This window comes from Ornithinibacillus scapharcae TW25, from assembly GCF_000190475.1.
Taxonomy (GTDB): domain Bacteria; phylum Bacillota; class Bacilli; order Bacillales; family Amphibacillaceae; genus Ornithinibacillus; species Ornithinibacillus scapharcae.
In genome coordinates this window covers 1-21525 of the sequence record NZ_AEWH01000004.1, presented here as the reverse complement: position 1 = coordinate 21525, position 21525 = coordinate 1, and the positions used below count along the sequence as shown (strand labels likewise).

At 35.7% G+C, this 21525-nt stretch carries 20 protein-coding genes and 3 pseudogenes; 21 read left to right on the top strand and 2 right to left on the bottom strand.

The features are described from left to right. The first annotated feature begins 103 nt into the window (after nucleotides 1–103). The 12 genes and pseudogenes from mutS to G5W_RS21830 all read left to right on the top strand — a co-directional run bounded on the left by mutS (nucleotide 104) and on the right by G5W_RS21830 (nucleotide 13735). Nucleotides 104–2707, top strand: a complete 2604-nt coding sequence (mutS, locus tag G5W_RS0100555) for a DNA mismatch repair protein MutS (RefSeq protein WP_010093287.1) — start codon at nucleotides 104–106, stop codon at nucleotides 2705–2707. Nucleotides 2708–2732: 25 nt separating this feature from the next. Continuing rightward, nucleotides 2733–4583 (top strand): DNA mismatch repair endonuclease MutL, encoded by a 1851-nt coding sequence (mutL, locus tag G5W_RS0100550; protein WP_010093285.1) that lies wholly within the window; start codon nucleotides 2733–2735, stop codon nucleotides 4581–4583. A 53-nt stretch (nucleotides 4584–4636) separates the two neighbouring features. After that, nucleotides 4637–5086 (top strand): Dps family protein, encoded by a 450-nt coding sequence (locus G5W_RS0100545; protein WP_010093284.1) that lies wholly within the window; start codon nucleotides 4637–4639, stop codon nucleotides 5084–5086. Between the two features lie 22 nt (nucleotides 5087–5108). Continuing rightward, entirely contained in the window at nucleotides 5109–6041 is a 933-nt protein-coding gene (miaA, locus tag G5W_RS0100540) for a tRNA (adenosine(37)-N6)-dimethylallyltransferase MiaA (protein WP_010093281.1), read from the top strand. 42 nt (nucleotides 6042–6083) lie between these two features. Further along, entirely contained in the window at nucleotides 6084–6308 is a 225-nt protein-coding gene (gene hfq / locus G5W_RS0100535) for an RNA chaperone Hfq (RefSeq protein ID WP_010093279.1), read from the top strand. A 167-nt stretch (nucleotides 6309–6475) separates the two neighbouring features. Next, entirely contained in the window at nucleotides 6476–7405 is a 930-nt protein-coding gene (gene spoVK, locus G5W_RS0100530) for a stage V sporulation protein K (protein WP_029190952.1), read from the top strand. A 58-nt stretch (nucleotides 7406–7463) separates the two neighbouring features. Beyond that, a pseudogene (gene hflX / locus G5W_RS21835) lies at nucleotides 7464–8704 on the top strand (GTPase HflX). 4 nt (nucleotides 8705–8708) lie between these two features. Then, nucleotides 8709–9935, top strand: a complete 1227-nt coding sequence (locus G5W_RS0100520; RefSeq protein WP_010093276.1) for a methionine gamma-lyase family protein — start codon at nucleotides 8709–8711, stop codon at nucleotides 9933–9935. A gap of 185 nt (nucleotides 9936–10120) precedes the next feature. Beyond that, nucleotides 10121–10531, top strand: a complete 411-nt coding sequence (locus G5W_RS0100515; RefSeq protein ID WP_010093275.1) for a MerR family transcriptional regulator — start codon at nucleotides 10121–10123, stop codon at nucleotides 10529–10531. A 25-nt stretch (nucleotides 10532–10556) separates the two neighbouring features. Next, on the top strand, nucleotides 10557–11888 hold the full coding sequence (glnA, locus tag G5W_RS0100510; protein ID WP_010093274.1) for a type I glutamate--ammonia ligase: 1332 nt from the start codon (nucleotides 10557–10559) through the stop codon (nucleotides 11886–11888). Between the two features lie 301 nt (nucleotides 11889–12189). Continuing rightward, on the top strand, nucleotides 12190–12876 hold the full coding sequence (locus G5W_RS0100505) for an SGNH/GDSL hydrolase family protein (RefSeq protein ID WP_010093273.1): 687 nt from the start codon (nucleotides 12190–12192) through the stop codon (nucleotides 12874–12876). 55 nt (nucleotides 12877–12931) lie between these two features. Then, nucleotides 12932–13735 (top strand): annotated as a pseudogene (locus G5W_RS21830) (SDR family NAD(P)-dependent oxidoreductase). A gap of 95 nt (nucleotides 13736–13830) precedes the next feature. Here G5W_RS21830 and lexA read toward each other — a convergent pair. Further along, nucleotides 13831–14453 (bottom strand): annotated as a pseudogene (gene lexA, locus G5W_RS21825) (transcriptional repressor LexA). 276 nt (nucleotides 14454–14729) lie between these two features. On the opposite strand from lexA, the gene G5W_RS0100485 reads away from it, so the two are divergent. The 9 genes from G5W_RS0100485 (at nucleotide 14730) to G5W_RS0100445 (ending at nucleotide 20964) form a co-directional block, all read left to right on the top strand. Then, complete coding sequence (locus G5W_RS0100485) at nucleotides 14730–15389, top strand: YneB family resolvase-like protein (RefSeq protein ID WP_010093271.1); 660 nt, start codon at nucleotides 14730–14732, stop codon at nucleotides 15387–15389. An 86-nt stretch (nucleotides 15390–15475) separates the two neighbouring features. Further along, on the top strand, nucleotides 15476–15712 hold the full coding sequence (locus G5W_RS0100480; RefSeq protein WP_010093269.1) for a DUF896 domain-containing protein: 237 nt from the start codon (nucleotides 15476–15478) through the stop codon (nucleotides 15710–15712). A 100-nt stretch (nucleotides 15713–15812) separates the two neighbouring features. Then, entirely contained in the window at nucleotides 15813–17813 is a 2001-nt protein-coding gene (gene tkt, locus G5W_RS0100475) for a transketolase (protein WP_010093267.1), read from the top strand. A gap of 154 nt (nucleotides 17814–17967) precedes the next feature. Continuing rightward, a complete protein-coding gene (gene sirA, locus G5W_RS0100470; protein WP_010093265.1) occupies nucleotides 17968–18420 on the top strand; it encodes a sporulation inhibitor of replication protein SirA in 453 nt (150 codons plus the stop codon). A gap of 51 nt (nucleotides 18421–18471) precedes the next feature. Next, nucleotides 18472–18699 carry a YneF family protein gene (locus G5W_RS0100465; protein WP_010093263.1) on the top strand — a complete coding sequence of 76 codons (228 nt, stop codon included), beginning with the start codon at nucleotides 18472–18474 and terminating at the stop codon, nucleotides 18697–18699. A gap of 164 nt (nucleotides 18700–18863) precedes the next feature. Further along, nucleotides 18864–19568 carry a cytochrome c biogenesis CcdA family protein gene (locus tag G5W_RS0100460; protein WP_010093261.1) on the top strand — a complete coding sequence of 235 codons (705 nt, stop codon included), beginning with the start codon at nucleotides 18864–18866 and terminating at the stop codon, nucleotides 19566–19568. A 52-nt stretch (nucleotides 19569–19620) separates the two neighbouring features. Continuing rightward, nucleotides 19621–20052, top strand: coding sequence for a Na(+)/H(+) antiporter subunit B (locus tag G5W_RS0100455; protein WP_010093259.1), 432 nt, complete (start codon nucleotides 19621–19623; stop codon nucleotides 20050–20052). Nucleotides 20053–20086: 34 nt separating this feature from the next. Continuing rightward, the gene (locus tag G5W_RS0100450) at nucleotides 20087–20458 is read left to right on the top strand and encodes a response regulator (RefSeq protein WP_010093257.1); all 372 of its coding nucleotides are present in this window, start codon (nucleotides 20087–20089) and stop codon (nucleotides 20456–20458) included. A gap of 26 nt (nucleotides 20459–20484) precedes the next feature. Further along, nucleotides 20485–20964, top strand: coding sequence for a CcdC family protein (locus tag G5W_RS0100445; RefSeq protein ID WP_010093255.1), 480 nt, complete (start codon nucleotides 20485–20487; stop codon nucleotides 20962–20964). A 45-nt stretch (nucleotides 20965–21009) separates the two neighbouring features. On the opposite strand, the gene G5W_RS0100440 is transcribed toward G5W_RS0100445, so the two are convergent. Continuing rightward, nucleotides 21010–21474, bottom strand: coding sequence for a DUF2621 family protein (locus G5W_RS0100440; RefSeq protein ID WP_010093253.1), 465 nt, complete (start codon nucleotides 21472–21474; stop codon nucleotides 21010–21012). Nucleotides 21475–21525: the final 51 nt, after the last annotated feature.

Below are 21525 nucleotides of genomic sequence, written 5' to 3'. Positions count from 1 at the left end.
AATAACATTTAACCCGCAAGGTAAAAAACGCTAGATGCAATCGTAATAATACATTTTATGATATAATACTAGAATAATATGTAGGCTTTTGGAGGATTTTGTAATGGCAAAATATACACCAATGATGGAACAATATTTAACAATTAAAGCAGATTATCAAGATGCATTTTTATTTTTTAGACTAGGTGACTTTTATGAGATGTTCTTTGAGGATGCAATAAATGCCTCTAGAGAATTAGAAATCACTCTAACCAAGCGGGATGCGGGACAAGATGAAAAGATTCCAATGTGTGGAGTCCCATACCATTCTGCTGAAAACTATATAAAAAACTTAGTTGAAAAAGGGTATAAAGTAGCCATTTGCGAACAGGTAGAAGATCCTAAAACAGCAAAGGGAGTTGTCAAAAGAGAAGTTGTACAACTAATTACTCCTGGAACTGTAATGGAAAGTACCATGTTAAATGAACGAAATAATAATTACATTGCTAGTGTATCCCATTTTGGGGATGGCTCCTTTGTTGTGGTATACCTTGATTTATCTACAGGAGAAAGCAGAATTGCGCATGTAGAGGTAAGCTTTGATCGTGTCATTCACGAATTATATAACCAACCAATTAAAGAAATTGTCATTTCATCTAACTTACCGGAAGTACTGCAAAAGCAATTGAAGGATCGCTTACAAATTACGCTCTCATACCAGGATGAAGTGACATTCAATGGGGAGTACCGTGATATCTGTGAAAATCTAAATGATGAGCGATTGGTCAAAGCTTTTAGTCGTCTGTTAAATTATGTGCAATTTACTCAAAAGCGCTCACTAGACCATCTGAAACGAGCAGAAGTGTTAGAACTGGATCAGTATTTATCATTAGATATGTATTCTAAACGAAATCTAGAGCTAACGGAGACCATCTTAAGAAACAAGCGTCATGGTAGCCTGCTTTGGGTGTTAGATAAAACAGTAACTGCTATGGGGTCAAGAATGCTTAAAAAATGGTTAGAACGACCCTTACTAGATAAAGTCTTAATCGAAAATCGTCTAGAAGCAGTAGAAGGCTTTTACCACGCATTCATGGAGCGAGATGCATTACGAGATAGTCTGAAGTCTGTTTATGATTTAGAACGGTTAGCAGGACGAATTGCATTTGGAAATGTAAATGCACGAGATCTTATACAGCTTAAAAAATCTCTAAATAGAATTCCAGAAATCAAAGAATTATTGGTAACAATAGATAATCAAGAGATTGTAAATTTAGCGAACGAACTAGATTATCCTGAGGACATTGTTCGTATACTGGAAACAAGTATTGCTGAAGAACCGCCGATATCGATAAAAGAGGGATCGATTATTAAAGACGGATATAATGATCAGTTGGACAGTTATCGAGATGCTTCTCGAAACGGCAAAAAGTGGATTGCGGAATTAGAACAAAGAGAAAAACAGGAAACTAATATTAAATCTCTGAAAATAGGTTTTAACCGAGTATTTGGTTACTATATAGAAGTTACGAAGGCTAACCTCCACCTTTTACCAGAAGGTAGATATGAACGTAAACAAACATTAACGAATGCCGAACGGTTTATTACCCCAGAATTAAAAGAAAAAGAACAATTAATTTTAGAAGCAGAAGAAAAAAGTGTTGATTTAGAATACACACTGTTTACGGAGATACGTGAACAAATTAAATCAAAGATTCCTAGAATTCAAACCCTTGCAGACATTGTGAGCAAAATTGATGTTTTACAAGCATTTGCCACTGTTAGTGAAGCAAATAATTATCATCGTCCAAGCTTTACAGATAATCGACTCCATATTAAAAATGGACGTCACCCGGTTATAGAAAAAGTAATGGATGATGGTACATTTGTCCCTAATGATGTAGAGCTTGACGAAAAGAAAAGTATGTTATTAATTACTGGGCCAAATATGTCAGGTAAAAGTACGTATATGAGACAGCTAGCGTTAATCGCTATAATGGGACAAGTTGGTTGTTTTGTTCCATGTGATGAAGCGGAATTAATGATATTCGATCAGATATTTACACGAATTGGTGCCGCAGATGATCTTGTGTCTGGGCAAAGTACATTCATGGTGGAGATGTTAGAAACCAACCATGCGATTGAACATGCAACTAATCGAAGCTTAATCTTACTGGATGAGATTGGTAGAGGAACAAGTACGTATGATGGTATGGCACTTGCCCAAGCAATCGTTGAATATATTCATCATAATGTTAAAGCTAAGACTTTATTCTCAACACATTATCACGAGTTAACAGCCCTTGAGGATAGTTTACCTAAGTTAAGTAATGTACACGTTCGAGCAGAAGAATATGAGGGTAATGTTGTATTTTTACATCAAATTAAAGAAGGCGCAGCAGACAAAAGTTATGGAATTCATGTTGCGAAGTTAGCGAGCCTTCCGGAAAATTTAATAAATCGCGCAAGTGTTATATTAAATCAGCTCGAAAGTAAAGGTTCTAAAGTAGATGGTAATAACGGTGAAGTAAGTGAGGGAACATCAGATCAATTATCATTTTTTATAGAAGAAAACGTGACGGAAAATAATAAAACGTTAAATGATGATGAAGAAAGTATTATCAAGGGATTGAATGAACTTGATTTATTCGATATGACACCATTGGAAGCGATGAATGAATTACATCGCTTGCAGAAACTAGCCAAACAAAAATGGAAAACAAAGTAGTTAAAGATAGAAAGGGTTCTTTCTAATGAAAATTTATCAAATGCCTGATGCTTTAGCGAATAAAATTGCTGCAGGTGAAGTAGTGGAACGACCAGCATCAGTTGTGAAGGAATTAGTCGAAAACAGCATAGATGCTGGAAGTACGTGGATTAAGGTTGATGTAAACGAAGCAGGACTTGAACTAATTAGAATTACCGATGATGGAGAAGGAATGGCGGAGGATGACGTAGAAAGAGCCTTCCTTCGTCATGCAACGAGTAAGATACGGAACGAATCCGATTTATTTCATGTACAGACACTAGGATTCCGCGGTGAAGCACTTGCTAGTATTGCTTCTGTCAGCCGCTTAGAAATTAAAACGTCTCAAGGAGATAGTGCAGGTACTTTTTTATCCTTAGAAGGCGGAAACGTAGTGGACCGTGGTAAAAGTGATGCTAGAAAGGGTACTGAAATAACCGTTTCTGACTTATTTTATAATACTCCAGCCCGATTAAAGTATATGAAAACTATTCATACGGAACTCGGTCATATTACCGATTTATTAAATAGATTAGCTCTTTCTCATCCAGAAGTACGGTTTGAAGCAACACATAACGGCAAACCATTATTTAAGACTCCAGGTACGGGGGACTTACTTCAGGTTATTGCTCAAATCTATGGAATGGGTGTAGCAAGGAAAATGTTACCTGTAGAAGAAGAGACATTAGATTTTAAAGTAAGTGGGTATATCGCAAAACCCGAAATTACAAGAGCATCAAGATCCTATGTATCCATTATTTTGAATGGTAGGTTTATTAAAAGCATTCCATTAACACAGGCTATTATCCGAGGATATCATACTTTATTACCTATTGGCCGCTCACCGATAGTAGTTTTACAAATTGAAATGGACCCGATTTTAGTAGATGTCAATGTTCATCCAACAAAACTAGAAGCTAGATTTAGTAAGGATAAAGAGTTGTATTTGTTAGTAGAAGAGTTAATCCGTAAAACGTTTAGACAAACAAGACTTATTCCTGAGATTCCTCAAAAACCAATAGAAAAACCAAGACAATCCTACCAAAATACAATAGACTTTGATACGGCTAAGCCGATAGCAAAAGAAGATACATGGAACCGAACAGGGCTAGTACAAGAAAAATCTAGTATACAACCAGATCCATACGGATTTAAAAATCAGACCAACGAATTCAACAAGGAAGAAGTCGGGGTCACAAATGATAGTGAGACCGTTGAACAAGTAGTGGAAGAACAGATTGAGATAACAAAGGAGGAAGTCTTTGCTCCTGAGGAACGTGTACCAACGATGTATCCAATTGGACAGCTTCATGGTACGTATATACTTGCTCAAAATGAAAATGGTTTTTACATGATAGATCAGCACGCAGCTCAAGAAAGAATCAAGTATGAATTTTTCAAGAAAAAGCTAGGGAAAACAACTAATGAGGTGCAAGAACTACTCATTCCACTTACGTTCGATTTTTCAAAACAAGAAGCAATTTTTATTGAACACTATCAAGAAGATTTAGAAAAAGTAGGATTGTTTTTTGAATCGTTCGGAAACCAATCTTATATTATTAGATCGTATCCGAATTGGTTCCCTACAGGTTTTGAAGAAGAGGTTATCCGAGAGATGATTGAACAAATTATGCAAGATGAACGTATTAATATCGAGTCTATTCGTGAGGAAGCGGCGATACTAATGTCTTGTAAACGTTCCATTAAGGCGAATCATTATTTAAATCATGACGATATGTTCCGGTTACTAGAAGATTTAAGAAAAACAACGGATCCGTTTACATGTCCACATGGACGACCGATTATTGTTCATTTTTCAACATATGAATTAGAAAAAATGTTTAAACGAGTGATGTAACTAGGTATATTTCCACTGCACTTCGAGAATCCTAATAAAGAGGTGGAGTGCAGATGGAAAATCAAAAACTAATAAATTTCTTAAATCAACTATTATCTAATCAATTTGTCATGTATGTGAAGCTACACCGGTATCATTGGTTTGTTCAGGGACGACATTTCTTCCAACTTCACAAGATATTTGAGGAAATGTATACCAAACTCGCTGTTGACATAGACGAGGTTGCAGAGAGAATTCTTATGATTGATGGAAAACCATTAGCTACTATGTCAAAATATTTAAAAGAAGCAACATTAGTGGAAGCAAATGCAGATGACGAAGAAGATGAAATTATCGACCAGCTACATCATGATTACAAGCAAATGATGGATGAAATTCGTGATATTGGATTTAAGCTTGCTGAAGAACGAAACGATGAACCGACAAAGGATTTATTAATATCACTTCTAGGAAGCTATGAAAAATATGTTTGGATGTTATCCGCATATCGAGCATATAAATAAGTATCGTTATAGGGGAAGATAAATGAAGCAAAAGGTAATAGCTATTGTTGGACCAACTGCAGTTGGAAAAACAAAACTTAGTATAGAGATAGCAAAGGCATATAACGGAGAAATCATCAGTGGCGATTCCATGCAAGTGTATAAAGGGATGGACATTGGTACAGCTAAAATCAAAAAGGAAGAGATGCATGGAGTACCTCATCATATGATTGATATTAAAAATCCAGATGAGGATTTCTCTGTAGCTGATTTCCAGCATTCAGTTCAAAAATACATCAAAGAGATTGCATCAAGAGATAGACTACCAATTATCGTTGGTGGCAGTGGATTATACATACAAGCAGTTCTGAAAGACTATAATTTTTCAAGTGAAAAAAGGGATGATGCTCTAACTAAAAAACTTGAGAAAGAAATGGATACATACGGTATAAAAGTCCTGTATGATCGTCTACAAAAGGTTGATCCTATACAAGCAGATAAGATTCATCCTAATAACTATAGAAGAGTCATTAGGGCGTTAGAAGTATACGAAAAGACTGGACTAACCTTATCTGAATTTCAAGCCCAACAACAAGGAGCGAGTCATTATGACAGTTTGTTGATTGGACTGGAAATGGACAGACCGCTCTTGTATGAAAGAATTAATCAACGTATCGATGTAATGATAGAAGAAGGTTTATTATCAGAAGTCAAACAGCTCATGGATAATGGATATGAAAACTATCAATCAATGAAAGCCATTGGATATAAAGAGTTAGTCCCATACTTTCACGGTGAGACTACATTGGAAGAGGCTGTTGAAATTCTAAAAAGGAATTCTAGAAGATATGCCAAGAGACAATATACTTGGTTTAAAAACAAGATGGAAGTTAACTGGTATAAGATTACACCATTAACAATAAATGAAAAATTTAATGACATTTTACTTGATTTAGCAGGATTTCTTAAAAGTTAAGTAGAAATATATAGTATAGACAGAAAAGAGGAGGAAATGAAAGTGGCACAATCCGTGAACATTCAGGACCAATATTTAAATCAATTAAGAAAAGAGCATATTTCCGTTACAGTATTTTTAACCAATGGCTTCCAGTTAAGAGGTATTGTCAAGGCTTTTGACAATTTTACAGTTTTGTTGGAAACAGAAGGAAAACAACAGCTTATTTTTAAACATGCTATTTCTACTTTTGCTCCAGCTAAAAATGTTAATCTTGAAAAAGAGTGACATTCCATTCGTATCCTAATCCTTTAAATATAGTGTTAGAGTACAGGGTCTGTTTTCCAATGGTAAAATTGGGGGGCAGGCCCTTCACACTATTACCATAGGCGTTTGTCACAACTTTATCGCTTAAAACGTATAATAACTTTGACTAAGGAGTGATAAAGTTGGCTATGCAAAGGATACATCATAAGAATGGTAAAATAAATATTGTCTTGCAGGATAATAAAGCAACCCATATAGAAAATAATAATGCTCATGATTACAGTGGTAAGGACCCTTTTGCTCACATAGACCAAGAATTATCTGATTTTGTGGGATTGGATACGTTAAAAAGTAAAATTAAAGAGATCTATGCAACAATTGTGATTAATGAGAAACGGAGCCAAATGGGTATGGCCAATACGAAACAAGTATTGCATATGCTGTTTAAGGGTAATCCAGGTACAGGGAAAACAACAGTTGCACGTAAATTAGCTAAGATATATTTTGACATGAATCTTTTGTCTAAGGGCCATTTTATTGAAGCGGAAAGAGCTGATTTAGTCGGAGAATACATTGGCCAAACCGCACAAAAAACTCGAGCTCTCATTCAAAAGGCAATGGGTGGAATACTATTTATCGATGAAGCTTATTCGCTAGCACGAGGTGGAGAGCGAGATTTTGGCAAGGAAGCCATAGACACGTTAGTCAAACATATGGAGGATAATGGCGATGATTTTGTCTTAATCCTTGCCGGATACCCATTTGAAATGGAACGATTTCTGACTTTGAATCCTGGTTTAAAGTCTAGGTTCCCTTTTATACTGGATTTTCCTGATTATGATGTGGACCAATTGATGGAAATTGCACGGCAAATGGCATCTAAACGTGAATACCAATTATCCAAAGACGCAGAATGGAAACTAAGAAATTACTTATATAAACAGGGAAACGCAAAAGACCGAAACTTTTCAAATGCCCGATTTATTCGTAATGTGATTGAACACGCTATTCGTATGCATGCAGTGAGATTACTTTATAAGGATAATATCTCACCAGATGAATTAATACTATTAACAGGAAGTGACTTAAAATTGGATGACATTGAAATGATTTGGTAAATATGATTTGAATTCATCTAATTTTAAGTTGTAATTACATGTAGAGAGGTATGAACTAATGTCTGAAGAAAGAATTATAGCAATTGCAGTGAAGAAACCGAATCAGCAAGATGATTTATTTGATTCTTCGCTAGATGAACTTGTGTCGCTAGTTGAAACGGCAGGCGGTAGAGTAGTAGAAATCATGACACAGAATCGAAATCGCATTCATTCTGCTTTTTATATTGGTGAAGGTAAAATGGAAGAAATAAAAGAGAAAATAGAAGAGTACGATGCTGACCTAGTTATTTCTAATGATGAATTATCAGCTGGGCAATCTAGAAATTTAAGTGACTTTTTTGGGTGTAGGGTAATTGATAGAAGTCAATTAATTCTTGATATTTTCGCTTCCCGGGCAAGAACGAAAGAAGGTAAATTACAGGTGGAACTTGCTCAACTTCAATATCTACTGCCACGATTACGAGGGCAAGGAACACAACTTTCACGTTTAGGGGCAGGTATTGGAACGAGAGGACCAGGTGAAACAAAGTTAGAGACCGATCAGCGCCATATTAGAAATCGGATTGATGAGATAAAGAGGCGACTAAAACAAGTAGTGAAACAACGTGAACAATATAGAAAGCGTAGAAAGCTTAATGAAGTATTTCAGGTTGCACTTGTTGGTTATACTAATGCAGGTAAATCAACGATATTTAATCGACTTACCAATAGTGAATCTTTGGAGGAGAACAAATTATTTGCTACTTTAGATCCATTAACTAGGAAGTTGCAATTACCATCAGGATTTCAAGTGCTATTAACAGATACAGTTGGTTTTATTCAACAGCTCCCTACTTCTTTAATAGCTGCATTCAGGTCAACATTAGAAGAGGTTAGGGAGGCTGACTTTATTCTACATGTAGTGGATAGTTCTCATCCTGATAACGAACAACACCAAGAAACCGTTTTAAAATTATTAGACGAACTCGAATGTAGTAACATTCCTACCCTAACAGTCTATAACAAAAAGATTTAATAACAGATGATTTTATCCCCAAACATCGACCATATATCACAATTAGTGCAATGGATCCGCTAGATTTATCTCGTTTAATCCATAAAACGGAGCAGGTTCTCCTAGATGAATGGGAACACTACCAAGCATCCATCGGAGCGGAGAATGGAAATTTGCTAAATCGCTTTGAACATGAGACAATTCTTGTAGATAAAACTTTTGATGAAGAGACAGAAACCTACGTTGTAACAGGATATATACGTCCTGAACACCCGCTTAAAGGTAAACTAAAGGAGAAAAGTTAGAACCATGATTGAGAAAGTCGTAGAACAAGCAGAAAAAGACATTGTAGAAATACATCAGAAAATAAACAAGACAGTGGAAGTAAATCAAAAAAGAGTCTTGGATGCATTTAAAAAAAATAGAGTAAGCGATAGCCACTTTAATTCAACGAGTGGCTATGGTTATGACGATTTTGGACGAGAAACTTTAGAAGCTGTGTATGCAGATGTTTTTGGTGGAGAGTCTGCAATCGTTCGTCCACAATTAGTATCAGGGACACATGCGATAACAACCGTTTTATTTGGATTACTTCGGCCCAATGATGAATTATTGTATATAACAGGTAAGCCCTACGATACGTTAGAGGAAGTAATTGGAACAAGAGGAGAAAATACGGGATCTTTAAAGGATTTTCATATTACATATAATGAAGTGGCTTTAGGAGAGAATGGCCAAATTGATTTTACTGGAATAAAAGAAGCTATTACTACGAAAACAAAAGTCATTGCTATCCAACGTTCGAAAGGCTATGCAGACCGACCTTCATTCACTGTAGAACAGATAGGGGAAATGGTTCGGTTCGTAAAAGAAATTAGATCGGATTTAATCGTCTTTGTAGATAATTGCTATGGTGAGTTTGTAGAGGAAAACGAACCTCTACATGTAGGTGCTGACATCATTGCTGGCTCTTTAATTAAGAACCCTGGTGGAGGAATTGTACGAGCAGGTGGATATATAGTTGGTAAAGAAGATTTAGTGAATTTATGTGCATATCGTTTAACAGCACCGGGATTAGGGAAAGAGTTAGGTGCAACCTTTCATTTATTACAAGAAATGTATCAAGGTTTTTTCCTAGCACCACATGTCGTAGGAGAAGCTTTAAAAGGCGCAGTATTTACATCGCGCTTTTTAGAATTGTTAGGTTTTGTGACCAAGCCTAATTACCAAGCGGATAGAACAGACCTAATCCAAACTGTTACCTTTGAAACAGCAGACCAAATGGTGGCTTTTTGCCAGGCTATCCAACAATATTCACCAGTTAATTCATTTGTTACGCCTTATCCTAGCGGTATGCCAGGCTATGAAGACGAAGTAATCATGGCTGCTGGTACATTTATTCAAGGTTCAAGTATCGAATTATCCGCGGATGGACCAATTCGAATGCCGTATACCGCATTTGTACAAGGCGGATTAACATATGCCCATGTCAAAATAGCTTTGATTGAAGCAGTTAAAGCTATAACGGTGTCCTAATTTCACTTTTTTTACCCCAAAAGGCTGAGCTTGTAAATGATTCATAGAGGCTTAAAGCTTAAATGAATGCGTTAAAAAGAGTTGAAATATACTCTTTTTATTTTTTTGTAAGAAAACCTAACATTGTGTTGACATGAAACCTAACATTCAATATAATAATTTATAGATGAAAGGGAGGTCATATTGTGAATGACCAAGATCGCCGTTCGATGCCTTTATTCGGAATCGGTATTGTAATGAAACTAACAGAGTTAACGGCAAGACAGATTCGATACTATGAGGAACAGGGATTGGTTAATCCCGGACGTACCTCTGGCAATCAGCGGTTGTTTTCATTCAATGATGTTGATCGACTTCTTGAAATCAAGAAATACTTGGATAATGGCTTGAATCTTGCTGGAATCAAACTTTTGCTCACAGAAGGTGAAGAGAAAGTAGAGAATGGTCCTAAAGAAGCACCACTCACTAAAAAGGAAACAGAGCTTTCCAAGAAAGAATTGCGGGAAAGATTACGCCAAGAAATGAATGAAGCGGGTAGATTTGGCAAGGCAAGTTTACGCCAAGGAGAATTAGCGAGATTTTTTGTAAATCGTTAAAAAGACAAATTTTAGGAGGAGATTTATGGGGTATTCAAGAGAAGAAATTGTACAAAAAATTAAGGATGAAAATGTTCGGTTTATTAGATTACAATTTACGGATATGTTAGGAACCATTAAAAATGTGGAAATCCCATTAAGTCAGCTAGATAAAGCGCTCGATAATAAAATGATGTTTGATGGTTCTTCTATTGAAGGCTTTGTTCGTATTGAGGAATCTGATATGTATCTATATCCTGATTTAGATACATTCGTTGTTTTCCCTTGGACTTCAGAAAAAGGGAAGGTTGCTCGTTTTATTTGTGACATTTATAATCCTGATGGGACACCATTTGAAGGTTGTCCTCGATATAACTTGAAAAGAAATTTGGAAAAGATGACTGAGCTTGGATTCGACGCATTCAATATAGGAACAGAGCCAGAATTCTTCTTATTTAAATTAGATGAAAATGGTGAGCCTTCCCTTGAGCTAAATGATCACGGTGGTTACTTTGATTTAGCACCTACAGACTTAGGGGAAAATTGCCGACGTGATATTGTGTTAGAACTGGAAGAGATGGGCTTTGAAATCGAAGCATCTCACCATGAGGTAGCGCCAGGACAACATGAGATTGACTTTAAATATTCTGATGCTCTAAAGCACGCAGATGATATTCAAACATTTAAATTAGTTGTAAAAACGATTGCAAGAAAGCATAATCTACATGCTACGTTCATGCCTAAACCATTATTTGGTGTAAACGGATCTGGTATGCATGTGAACATGTCATTATTTAAAGGCGGAGAAAATGCTTTTTATGATACTAATGGGAACCTTCAATTAAGTGATACAGCCTTCCAATTTATTGCAGGTATCATGAAGCATGCTACTGGTTTTACAGCAGTAACAAATCCGATAGTTAACTCTTATAAACGTCTAGTGCCTGGATATGAAGCGCCTAGTTATGTTGCTTGGTCTTCATCCAACCGTAGTCCGTTATTACGTATTCCTAATTCAAGAGGTCTAAGTACACGTGTGGAAGTTCGGAGTGTTGACCCATCAGCAAATCCGTATTTGGCTTTAGCAGTACTTTTAGCTGCTGGTTTAGATGGCGTTCAAAACGAACTAACACCACCACCAGCTGTTGACCGCAACATTTATGTAATGACTAGAGAAGAAAGAGAAGAGAATCATATTGTTGATCTTCCTGGTACATTAAAGGATGCTTTATCTTTACTAAAACAAGATGAGATCATAGTGAACTCATTAGGTGAGCATCTGTTTGAACATTTTGTTGAAGCAAAAGAGATTGAATGGGATATGTATCGTACTACTGTACACCCATGGGAGAGAGAGCAATATTTAAGTATGTATTAAGGGTGTCACTTATTTTGGTAATTTATTGTTGGAAAATACCGTCCTTGTCATTTATGATAGGGACGGTATTTTTTTGTGACATATATTTTCGATATTTATAGTGGTGTAGAAATAGCAAGTATTATTATTGGAAAAGTTACAAAATTGTGTATATCAGCGCAATAATATATATATTTCTATCAACTTATATATAATTAAATTAGTACAGTTGTTCAAGAAGCCAGTTCACTTGAACCTGTTTTTAAGTAAGCGGTTACCATCTTTTTAGGTTATATACGAACCACGATGAGGGGGAATCAGTTTGAAAATCTGTTTAATTGGAGACAGTTTAACGGAAGGGCGACCAGGGATTTCTTTCGTAAATATTCTTACGGAAAAACTACCGACCGCTACATTCGACAATTATGGTAAACCAGGGGAAACAATAAAAAGTCTACATACTAGATTAACGAAGAAGAAGTTAGATAACCACTACGATTTAACCTTTCTTTGGATTGGAGTAAATGATATTTATTCTAAATTAATGAGTGTTCAAGCACAACCTATAGCAAATGATAATGAAGAGTTTAAGGAATACTACCAAAAGGTATTAGACATTGTCCTTTTATCATCTAAGCAAGTTGTTGCGGTCTCGCCGGCAATTGTGGGCGAAAATCCTATGAGTGAACCAAATAAAGAGTTAGCAGAATTATCTCATATCATTCAATCCATATCCTCACAACATGCAAAAGTTACGTTTCTAAATTTACATTCCCTTTTTCAGAAACACCTATCCGAAGTCGATAGTTCGGATTTCATAGGTACAAAGGTTAGTAGAGTTATGTTAGATGTTCTTATCTATAAGAGTACTTCTCGAATTGATCGATTATCCCAAAAGCGAGGACTAAACTTCACATTAGATGGTATCCATTTCAATAGTAAGGGTGCAGGAATAGTGGCTAAAGAATATCTCTCAATGATTGAAAGCCTCATCATACAAGATAAATAGTGTCCTAAGCTTATTACTTTTAAAGAGAATTATAACTTATAAGGGGAGATTACCAATGAAGGAAGAACGAAAAATTGCAATTGTAACAGGAGGGGCATCAGGAATTGGCAGGGCTATATACAACGAGTTAGTGTTACGGAATGTTTACGTCATTATCGCATACATAAATATGCAATTGGGTAAATCTTTAGAAACTGAACTCAATCTAAAAGGATTCAATGCTAGGTTTGTGTTATTGGATGTTACGGATTTTAATAGCGTTGAAAAGGTAATTTACGACATTCACACAGAATTTGGTAGGCTGGATTATCTTTTCAATAATGCAGGTATTGCCATGTATGGTGAATTATATGACATGACTATCGAAGACTGGAGAGAAATTATTGATATTAACCTATGGGGGGTCATTCATGGAACACAAATAGGTATAACATCATGAAAGAACAAAGATTTGGTCACATAGTATATCCAGCTTCTGCAGCAGGGCTAGGACCATCCCCAATATCATCTGCCTATTCAACTACTAAACATGCTGTCGTAGGCTTAACAACATCTCTCCACTATGAGGCAGAACTATATGGCGTAAAAGTTAGCAAACTTTGCCCAACTTTTGTCAATACACCTATTTTTGCTAAAGCTAAAGCTATTAATATAGGCTATTAAAGAGCAACTACAGAAGCAAAAGTTGATACCTCCTCAAAAGCTTGCCAAAATAACAATCGATGGAATTCATAAGAATAAAGTAATCATATGTCCGATGCCAATGCGTAAAACAATGGATATTTTCTTCACTATCTTTCCCTTAGCCCACAAGTCACTAATGCGATTTGTTTGCAAAGTGAGTAGAGAAGCTCAATAAATACTCTGGAATAAACCAATGCTATCCTCATAAAGAAAAAGTCGACTTATTAGAATTGTTCTTCTAATAAGTCGACTTTATTTATGTATAGTACCTTAGCGAATGTGACGATATAATCCAACCACTTTTCCAAGAATGGATACATTTTGATAGATTAAGGGATCCATTGTAGCGTTTTCCGGTTGTAGTCGAATATGGTCTTTCTCTTTGAAGAAACGTTTTACTGTTGCCTCATCTTCTTCCGTCATCGCTACAACAATATCACCATTTTCAGCAGTGTTTTGTTGTTTAACAATTACCATATCTCCATCTAATATTCCTGCCTCAATCATACTTTCCCCATCAATAACAAGACAAAAATATTATCATCTGGTCCAGCTGCTGAGCTTGGAATTGGAACAAATTCTTCAATGTTTTCTACAGCCGTAATTGGAAGTCCGGCTGTTACTTTACCAATTACAGGCGCATAACGTGCATCATCCTTAGGAATACTAGTTTCTTCTTCCAAATCTAGTATTTCTATCGCTCTCGGTTTAGTAGGGTCACGACGAATGAACCCTTTGCTCTCTAACCTTGAGAGGTGGCCATGTACGGTTGAGCTTGATGCTAAACCCACGGCTTCTGCAATTTCCCTAACAGAAGGTGGATAACCTTTTAGTCTAACTTGTTCTTTTATGTATTCCAGAATAGCTTGTTGTCTGGAAGATAATTTTGTCATCTATTAAACACCTCGCACATAGAATTTATTAAAGCTAGTTTACCACTGTTTTTTAGAATATGCAAACATTCGTTCGAAAATTAGTTGACAAGAGCGTATGTTCTGTTATAATAAATTTAGCGAACAAAGGTTCTGTTGTAAAAAACTATTAGGAAGGATGATGAACAATGTTTGGAAAAGTAAGTAAAGTTGATTTGTTTTATATCATTGCTTTTGCTTTTACATTAGGTTTCTTATACCTTTCATTAATTAATGCGTAATAGGGAGTTTAACACATTGAATGTTGTAATATACTGCAGAGTGAGTACGGATAAAAAGACACAAGAAACATCACTGGCAAGACAAAAGGAAGAGTTGTATCAACTAGCAGGTAGACATCACTTTCATGTCGTCTCCATTATTCAAGAACAGGAAAGTGGGTACCAGGTAGAAAGAGAAGGGATCTTTCAAATGTTAGAGCTCTTTGAAAGTGGACATGCTGATGCACTTTTAATACAGGATGAGACTAGGTTAGGTCGAGGTAATACCAAGATTGCATTATTTCACCAATTAGCTAAATTAAATATTCCTATTTATACATTAGCTAATGATGGCGAAATTGAAATATCAGAATCGGATTCAATGGTCTTACAAATAGTAGGTATTGTAGAGGAGTATCAACGGAAGATACATAATGCAAAAATTAAACGAGGTATGAAAAAGGCAGTTAAAAATGGGTACAATCCTTCTAAAAACTTATCTAATAAACATATGGCATCTGGTAGAGAGCGTAAAGAAGTTCCAATTGAAGAGATTGTCCGTTTGCGAAATAACGGTTTAACTTTTGCTGAAATTTCTAGAACGTTAAATGGATTGGGATATGATATTTCAAAAGCAACTGTTCATCGTCGATATAAAGAATCTCAAATAATTGATTCAAATACATCGAAAAGGTAATATTAAGAAGCAAGGGCATGCAATTGTTCTTGCTTTTTTATCTGTATGTAAGAACATAGTGACTAAGTAAGCCTAGGAGGAATGACATGTTATCGAAAGAAAAACTAGAGCGAATAAATACCTTGGCTAAAAAGGCCAAAACACCAGAAGGTTTGTCAGATTCTGAGAAACTAGAACAAAAAAGTTTGCGTGAGGAATATTTACAAAACGTTAGGAGCTCCTTTAAAAATCAATTAAAAACGACGACAGTAATAGACCCTGCAGGAAACGACGTTACCCCACAGAAACTGAGAGATATGCAAAATAGAAGTAAAATGCATTAAAGATTGTACTATTTAATGATACTATTACTTGTTAAGCTTCCATTTTAATTATAATATAAACATGGTGAAAATATTACCGCTACATGAAAGGAGTTATACTATGTCAAAAAATATGGAACAACTATCCATCAACTCAATTAGAACTCTATCGATCGATGCTATTGAAAAAGCTAACTCTGGTCATCCGGGCTTACCGATGGGTGCAGCACCAATGGCATATACATTATGGACTGATTTCATGAATCACAATCCAAAAAATTCCAAGTGGTTTAATCGTGACCGTTTTGTACTTTCAGCAGGTCATGGCTCCATGTTATTATATAGCCTTCTCCATTTATCAGGCTATGATGTGACAATGGACGATCTAAAGGATTTTCGTCAATGGAGTTCTAGAACTCCAGGACACCCGGAAGTACATCATACAGATGGGGTGGAGGCAACTACAGGACCATTAGGTCAAGGTATTGCCATGTCTGTAGGTATGGCGATGGCTGAAGCACATCTTGCTGCAAAATACAATAAAGATGATGTGAAAGTAGTAGATCACTATACATATACACTAGTAGGTGATGGTGATTTAATGGAAGGTATTTCCCATGAAGCTGCATCACTTGCTGGTCATTTAAGACTAGGGAAATTAATCGTATTATATGATTCAAATGACATATCATTAGATGGCGAATTAAATCGTTCCTTCTCTGATAATACGGAACAACGTTTTAAATCTTATGGGTGGCAAGTAATTCGAGTAGAAGATGGAAATGATCTAACGCAACTCCGCTCTGCTATTAAATCAGCAAAAGAAAACACGGAACAACCAACCCTAATTGAAATCAAAACTGTTATAGGTTATGGGTCTCCAAATAAATCTGCTTCATCAGAATCACACGGGGCTCCACTAGGTAAAGACGAAGTGGTTCTAACGAAAGAATTTTACCAATGGGAACATGACGATTTTCATGTACCAGATGAAGTTTATGCTGATTTTGAAGAGAAAATTATCGTAAGAGGGAAACAATCGGAAGAGGAATGGAATAGCCTTTTCCAAACATATAAAGAGAAATATCCTAACGAAGCGAAAGAGCTAGAAGCTGCAATAAGTGGAGAACTTCCTGAAGGTTGGGAAAAGACTCTTCCAGTATACGAAGTAGGAAAATCTGTTGCAACTAGATCTTCTTCTGGTGAAGTTTTAAATGCAATTGCCAAAGAATTACCATACTTCCTTGGAGGTAGTGCTGACTTAGCTGGTTCTAATAAAACCACTATTAATGGGGAAGAGGACTTGACTCGAAACAATTATAGTGGAAGAAACATTTGGTTTGGAGTACGTGAACATGCAATGGGTGCTGCATTAAATGGTATGGCATTACATGGTGGAGTAAAAGTATTTGGTGGCACGTTCTTCGTATTTAGTGATTATTTACGACCAGCTATTCGCCTTTCGTCTATCATGAAGACACCTGTAACATATGTGTTCACTCACGATTCGATAGCAGTCGGAGAAGATGGCCCAACACATGAACCAGTTGAACATCTATCTTCATTTAGAAGCGTACCTAATTTATCCGTTATTCGTCCTGCAGACGGTAATGAAACACAAGCAGCATGGAGAATTGCGGTCGAATCTACAGATCAACCAACCATGCTTGTATTAACAAGACAAAACCTACCTACTTTAGAGGGTACGAAAGAGAAGGCATATGAAGGTGTTAAACGTGGTGGTTATATCCTTAGTGATTCAACTAAAGAAACACCTGATGCAATCTTAATTGCTACTGGTTCAGAAGTACAATTAGCAGTTGACGCACAAAAGCAACTTTTTGAAGAAGGTATTGATGTAAGAGTAGTTAGTCTTGCGTCTTGGGATCGTTTTGAAGCACAAGACCCAAGCTATAAAGAAGCAGTACTTCCAAAAGCAGTGAAAAATCGTGTAGCCATTGAAATGGGATCACCGCTTGGATGGGAACGCTATGTAGGTTTTGAAGGTAGAATTATGGGTATAAATACCTTTGGTGCTTCTGCAAATGGAGAAAAGCTTATTCAAGAATATGGATTTACAGTTGAAAATGTAATGAAACATGTAAAAGAATTAGTAAAATAATATAGTATACAGAGTAGGGCTGTTCATTTAATGATGAACAGCCTTTTTTAGTCAAATAGTGAATTCGACAAAACTAGTGGCTATTTCGTTACATATTATGACATTATTTTTTAATAGAATCCGTATAATAGAAGAAAAGGGAGGGTTTAGTATAATGAAAGAGTATAGGGTATACTGGATAAAAGAAGAATTTGCCAGACACTATTATTATAAAAGTGATATATTATATCGATTCATACAAGAATTCCATGATAAACAATCCCGTCCTGATTTAGTATCACAATTTCATTTCATTACCGAAAGCTTCCCAAAGGATTCTATTAGATCCCAATTAGTGAGGCAACCCATGAACACATTGAAGAAAAAAAGCATCGATAATCATTTCGAAATCGGGAACTCTCATAACTATATTTCTTTACATATTGCTGAAAAACAGATAAAATTTCGTTGTGAAACATTACAAGATGCCGAATCATTATTATTTCCTACTTTACGACGACTACATACATATCTTTTCATCGTGGATAGTGACTATGAAAATTTTGGTTGGATTTCACCAGTTAAGTTGAGTAGTGGCTATAATAATGGACAAGTATTGTATTCTTAGAACTGTTTTACTATACTGTATAAGAGACAACACGAAGGAGGAAGAAAATAGATGGAGTTAGGCATAGTTTGGGTTATACTTATTGCTATAGCAGCTTTAATTGCTGGTGTTGCTCTTGGATTTTTTGTCGCAAGAAAATACTTGATGAATTATTTGAAAAAGAATCCACCTATTAATGAGCAGATGCTACGTACGTTAATGATGCAAATGGGGCAAAAGCCTTCACAAAAGAAAATCAATCAAATGATGCGTGCAATGAATAATCAAATGGATAAGTAACATATAGCAGTTCGTTATTTGTATACATTGCGCCTATACCCCGTACTAATCAATAGTAGGGGTTTTTTCATAATTAAATTCGACTAATTGTCATATTCACCTCGAATGTATTTGCTTACATTCTGTTATAATAGAATGTAGTAAAAAGTAACAGGGGGCTTATTATGTCTGAAATTAATATATTTCTTGCATTTGGTGCAGGTTTCCTTTCTTTCATTTCACCATGTGTGTTACCACTGTATCCTGCATTTCTATCATACATAACTGGAATGAGCGTTAGTGAAATAAAAGAAGATAATAAAATGATAAGTCGTAATAGTATCATCCATACGATTTGTTTTTTAATAGGTTTTTCCAGTATATTTTTAGTTATTGGGTTCGCTACGTCTTTCTTAGCTGAATTTTTAGTCGCTTATCAAGATATAATTAGACAAGTTGGAGCACTCTTGATTATATTTTTTGGTCTAGTAATTGTCGGTATATTCAACTTTAAATTCTTAATGAAGGATAAGAAAATCACCTTTAAGAATCGTCCTTCTGGTTTTCTTGGATCTTTATTAATTGGTTTGGCGTTTTCATTAGGATGGACGCCATGTACTGGTCCAATACTAGGTGTTGTTTTTACACTTGCTGCAAATGACCCAAGTAGAGGTATGGTCATGATGATCGCTTATATTCTAGGATTTTCGATTCCATTCTTTGTATTATCGTTCTTTGTTGGAAAACTAGGTTGGATTAAGCGGCATAGTCTTAAATTGGTGAAAATTGGTGGTTACTTCATGATCGCACTAGGGATTGCACTCTTCTTTGATTGGATGACAAAACTCACTGCTTTCCTAGCAGGATGGATTGGTTTCACTGGATTTTAGTGGTAAACTATATTAATATAGGCCTATAGAATGTAGATAAGGAAGTGTTGTTTTGAATAAACCTAATAATCTAATCCTACAGACTGCTACAGGACTGATTGCATTTCTATTATTAGGGTTTGCATTATATTTGTTTCTTGCAGGACATAATTCTCCAGGTGGGGGATTTGTCGGTGGATTAGTTACCGCTGCTGCAATTGTTTTATTATATATGGCTTATGGAATTAATTTTGTAAATAAGATCTTACCGATTAATTTCCGAGTTCTAATTCCGATAGGACTACTTGTAGCTTTATTAACAAGTATGGGGTCATTTATATTTAATGTACCTTTTCTATCACATACCTTTGATTACTTTGAATTCCCTATATTTGGGGAAGTTGAACTAGCTACAGCAATGCTATTTGATTTGGGAGTGTATTTAACAGTTGTAGGGGTAACTGTCACAATTATCATTAATATTGCAAACGATAGAGAAGCTTAGACTCAATTAATATTGAAGTATGGGGGAATTGTATATGGCGAGAATTTTGATTGTTGATGATGCAAAGTTCATGCGTACTACAATGCAGGCGATATTGACAAAGGATAATCATGAAATTGTAGGGGAAGCAGAGAACGGATTAGAGGCAGTATCCTTGTACAAGGATAAAAATCCGGACTTAGTTATCATGGATATTACTATGCCTGTTATGAATGGTATTGATGCAATTAAAGAAATTATGAAGCATGATGAAAATGCGAACATCATTGTGTGCTCAGCGATGGGACATCAAAAAGTCGTAGTAGATGCAATTGAGCTTGGGGCAAAGGAATTTATTGTAAAGCCATTTGATGAACATCGAGTACTTGAAGCGGTAGGCCGCGTACTTTCTTACATAACCAATTAATTTATACACCGAAAAGAGTGTTACATATGTTCTGGATTATTGCTAGCACGATAGTAGCAATAGTAATGGCTACTGTTATGATTTTTATAAGATTAAAAGTTTCAAAGAGGCCAGCTTCAGTTAAACGTATTATCTTACCACCAATTTTCATGAGTACTGGTGCACTAATGTTCTTGTTTCCTGAGTTTCAAGTTAAGACAAGCCAGGTGATCGAAGCCTTAGTATTAGGCGTTCTATTCTCTATTTTATTGATCAAAACTTCTAAATTTGAAGTTCGGCAAGAACAAATATATTTAGTTCCGTCTAAGGCATTTGTTTTTATATTGTTTGGTTTATTGATTGTTCGAGTTGTCTTAAAGTTAATCATCGGAAGTTCGATTTCATTAGGGGAAACTAGTGGAATGTTCTTTTTGTTAGCCTTTGGTATGTTAGTTAGCTGGAGAATCGTCATGCTATACAAATTTAAACAGCTTGAAAAACAAATAAAGGTGTCTTCATTAACTTGAAGACACCTTTATTTTTGGCCTATTATCGCATATCCTTTATAATTCTTAGTTTTTCTTGTAAGCTGCTTGCCAATTTTCTCGATAGTTCTCTTTGGAAAGCTTGAATAGCGGTTCATAAGGAGTAACGTCAATATGCTTTTCTTTTAACTTTTTCCTTAGAAACTTATGGTCGCGTTTGGGAGTTGCAATGATATAACCTTCAATTACTATTTCCTGATTAATCCTATTTATTTCTTTATTTAAGGCAACTTCGCCAATTTTACTAGCGATTTTTTGCCTAGCAATATCACGGAATAATTCTGGTACAGGAGAGACAAGCTCATCTAGCAGTTTTTTTTCTTCCTCATCCCACATATGTTTAGTTATTTCGAGATAATGAAGTTCCCAATCCATTATCGATTTTCCATCAGATTTAGGAATCTGTTTTAGGAATTTACGAAACATGAAGTAACCACCAATTGCCATGAATCCAATCATAAAGAATCCCCAAAAAACAATAATGTATGACATAATTTCCACCTATCTCCAGAAATGAATTTACATAAACCAAAGTGTGTACGT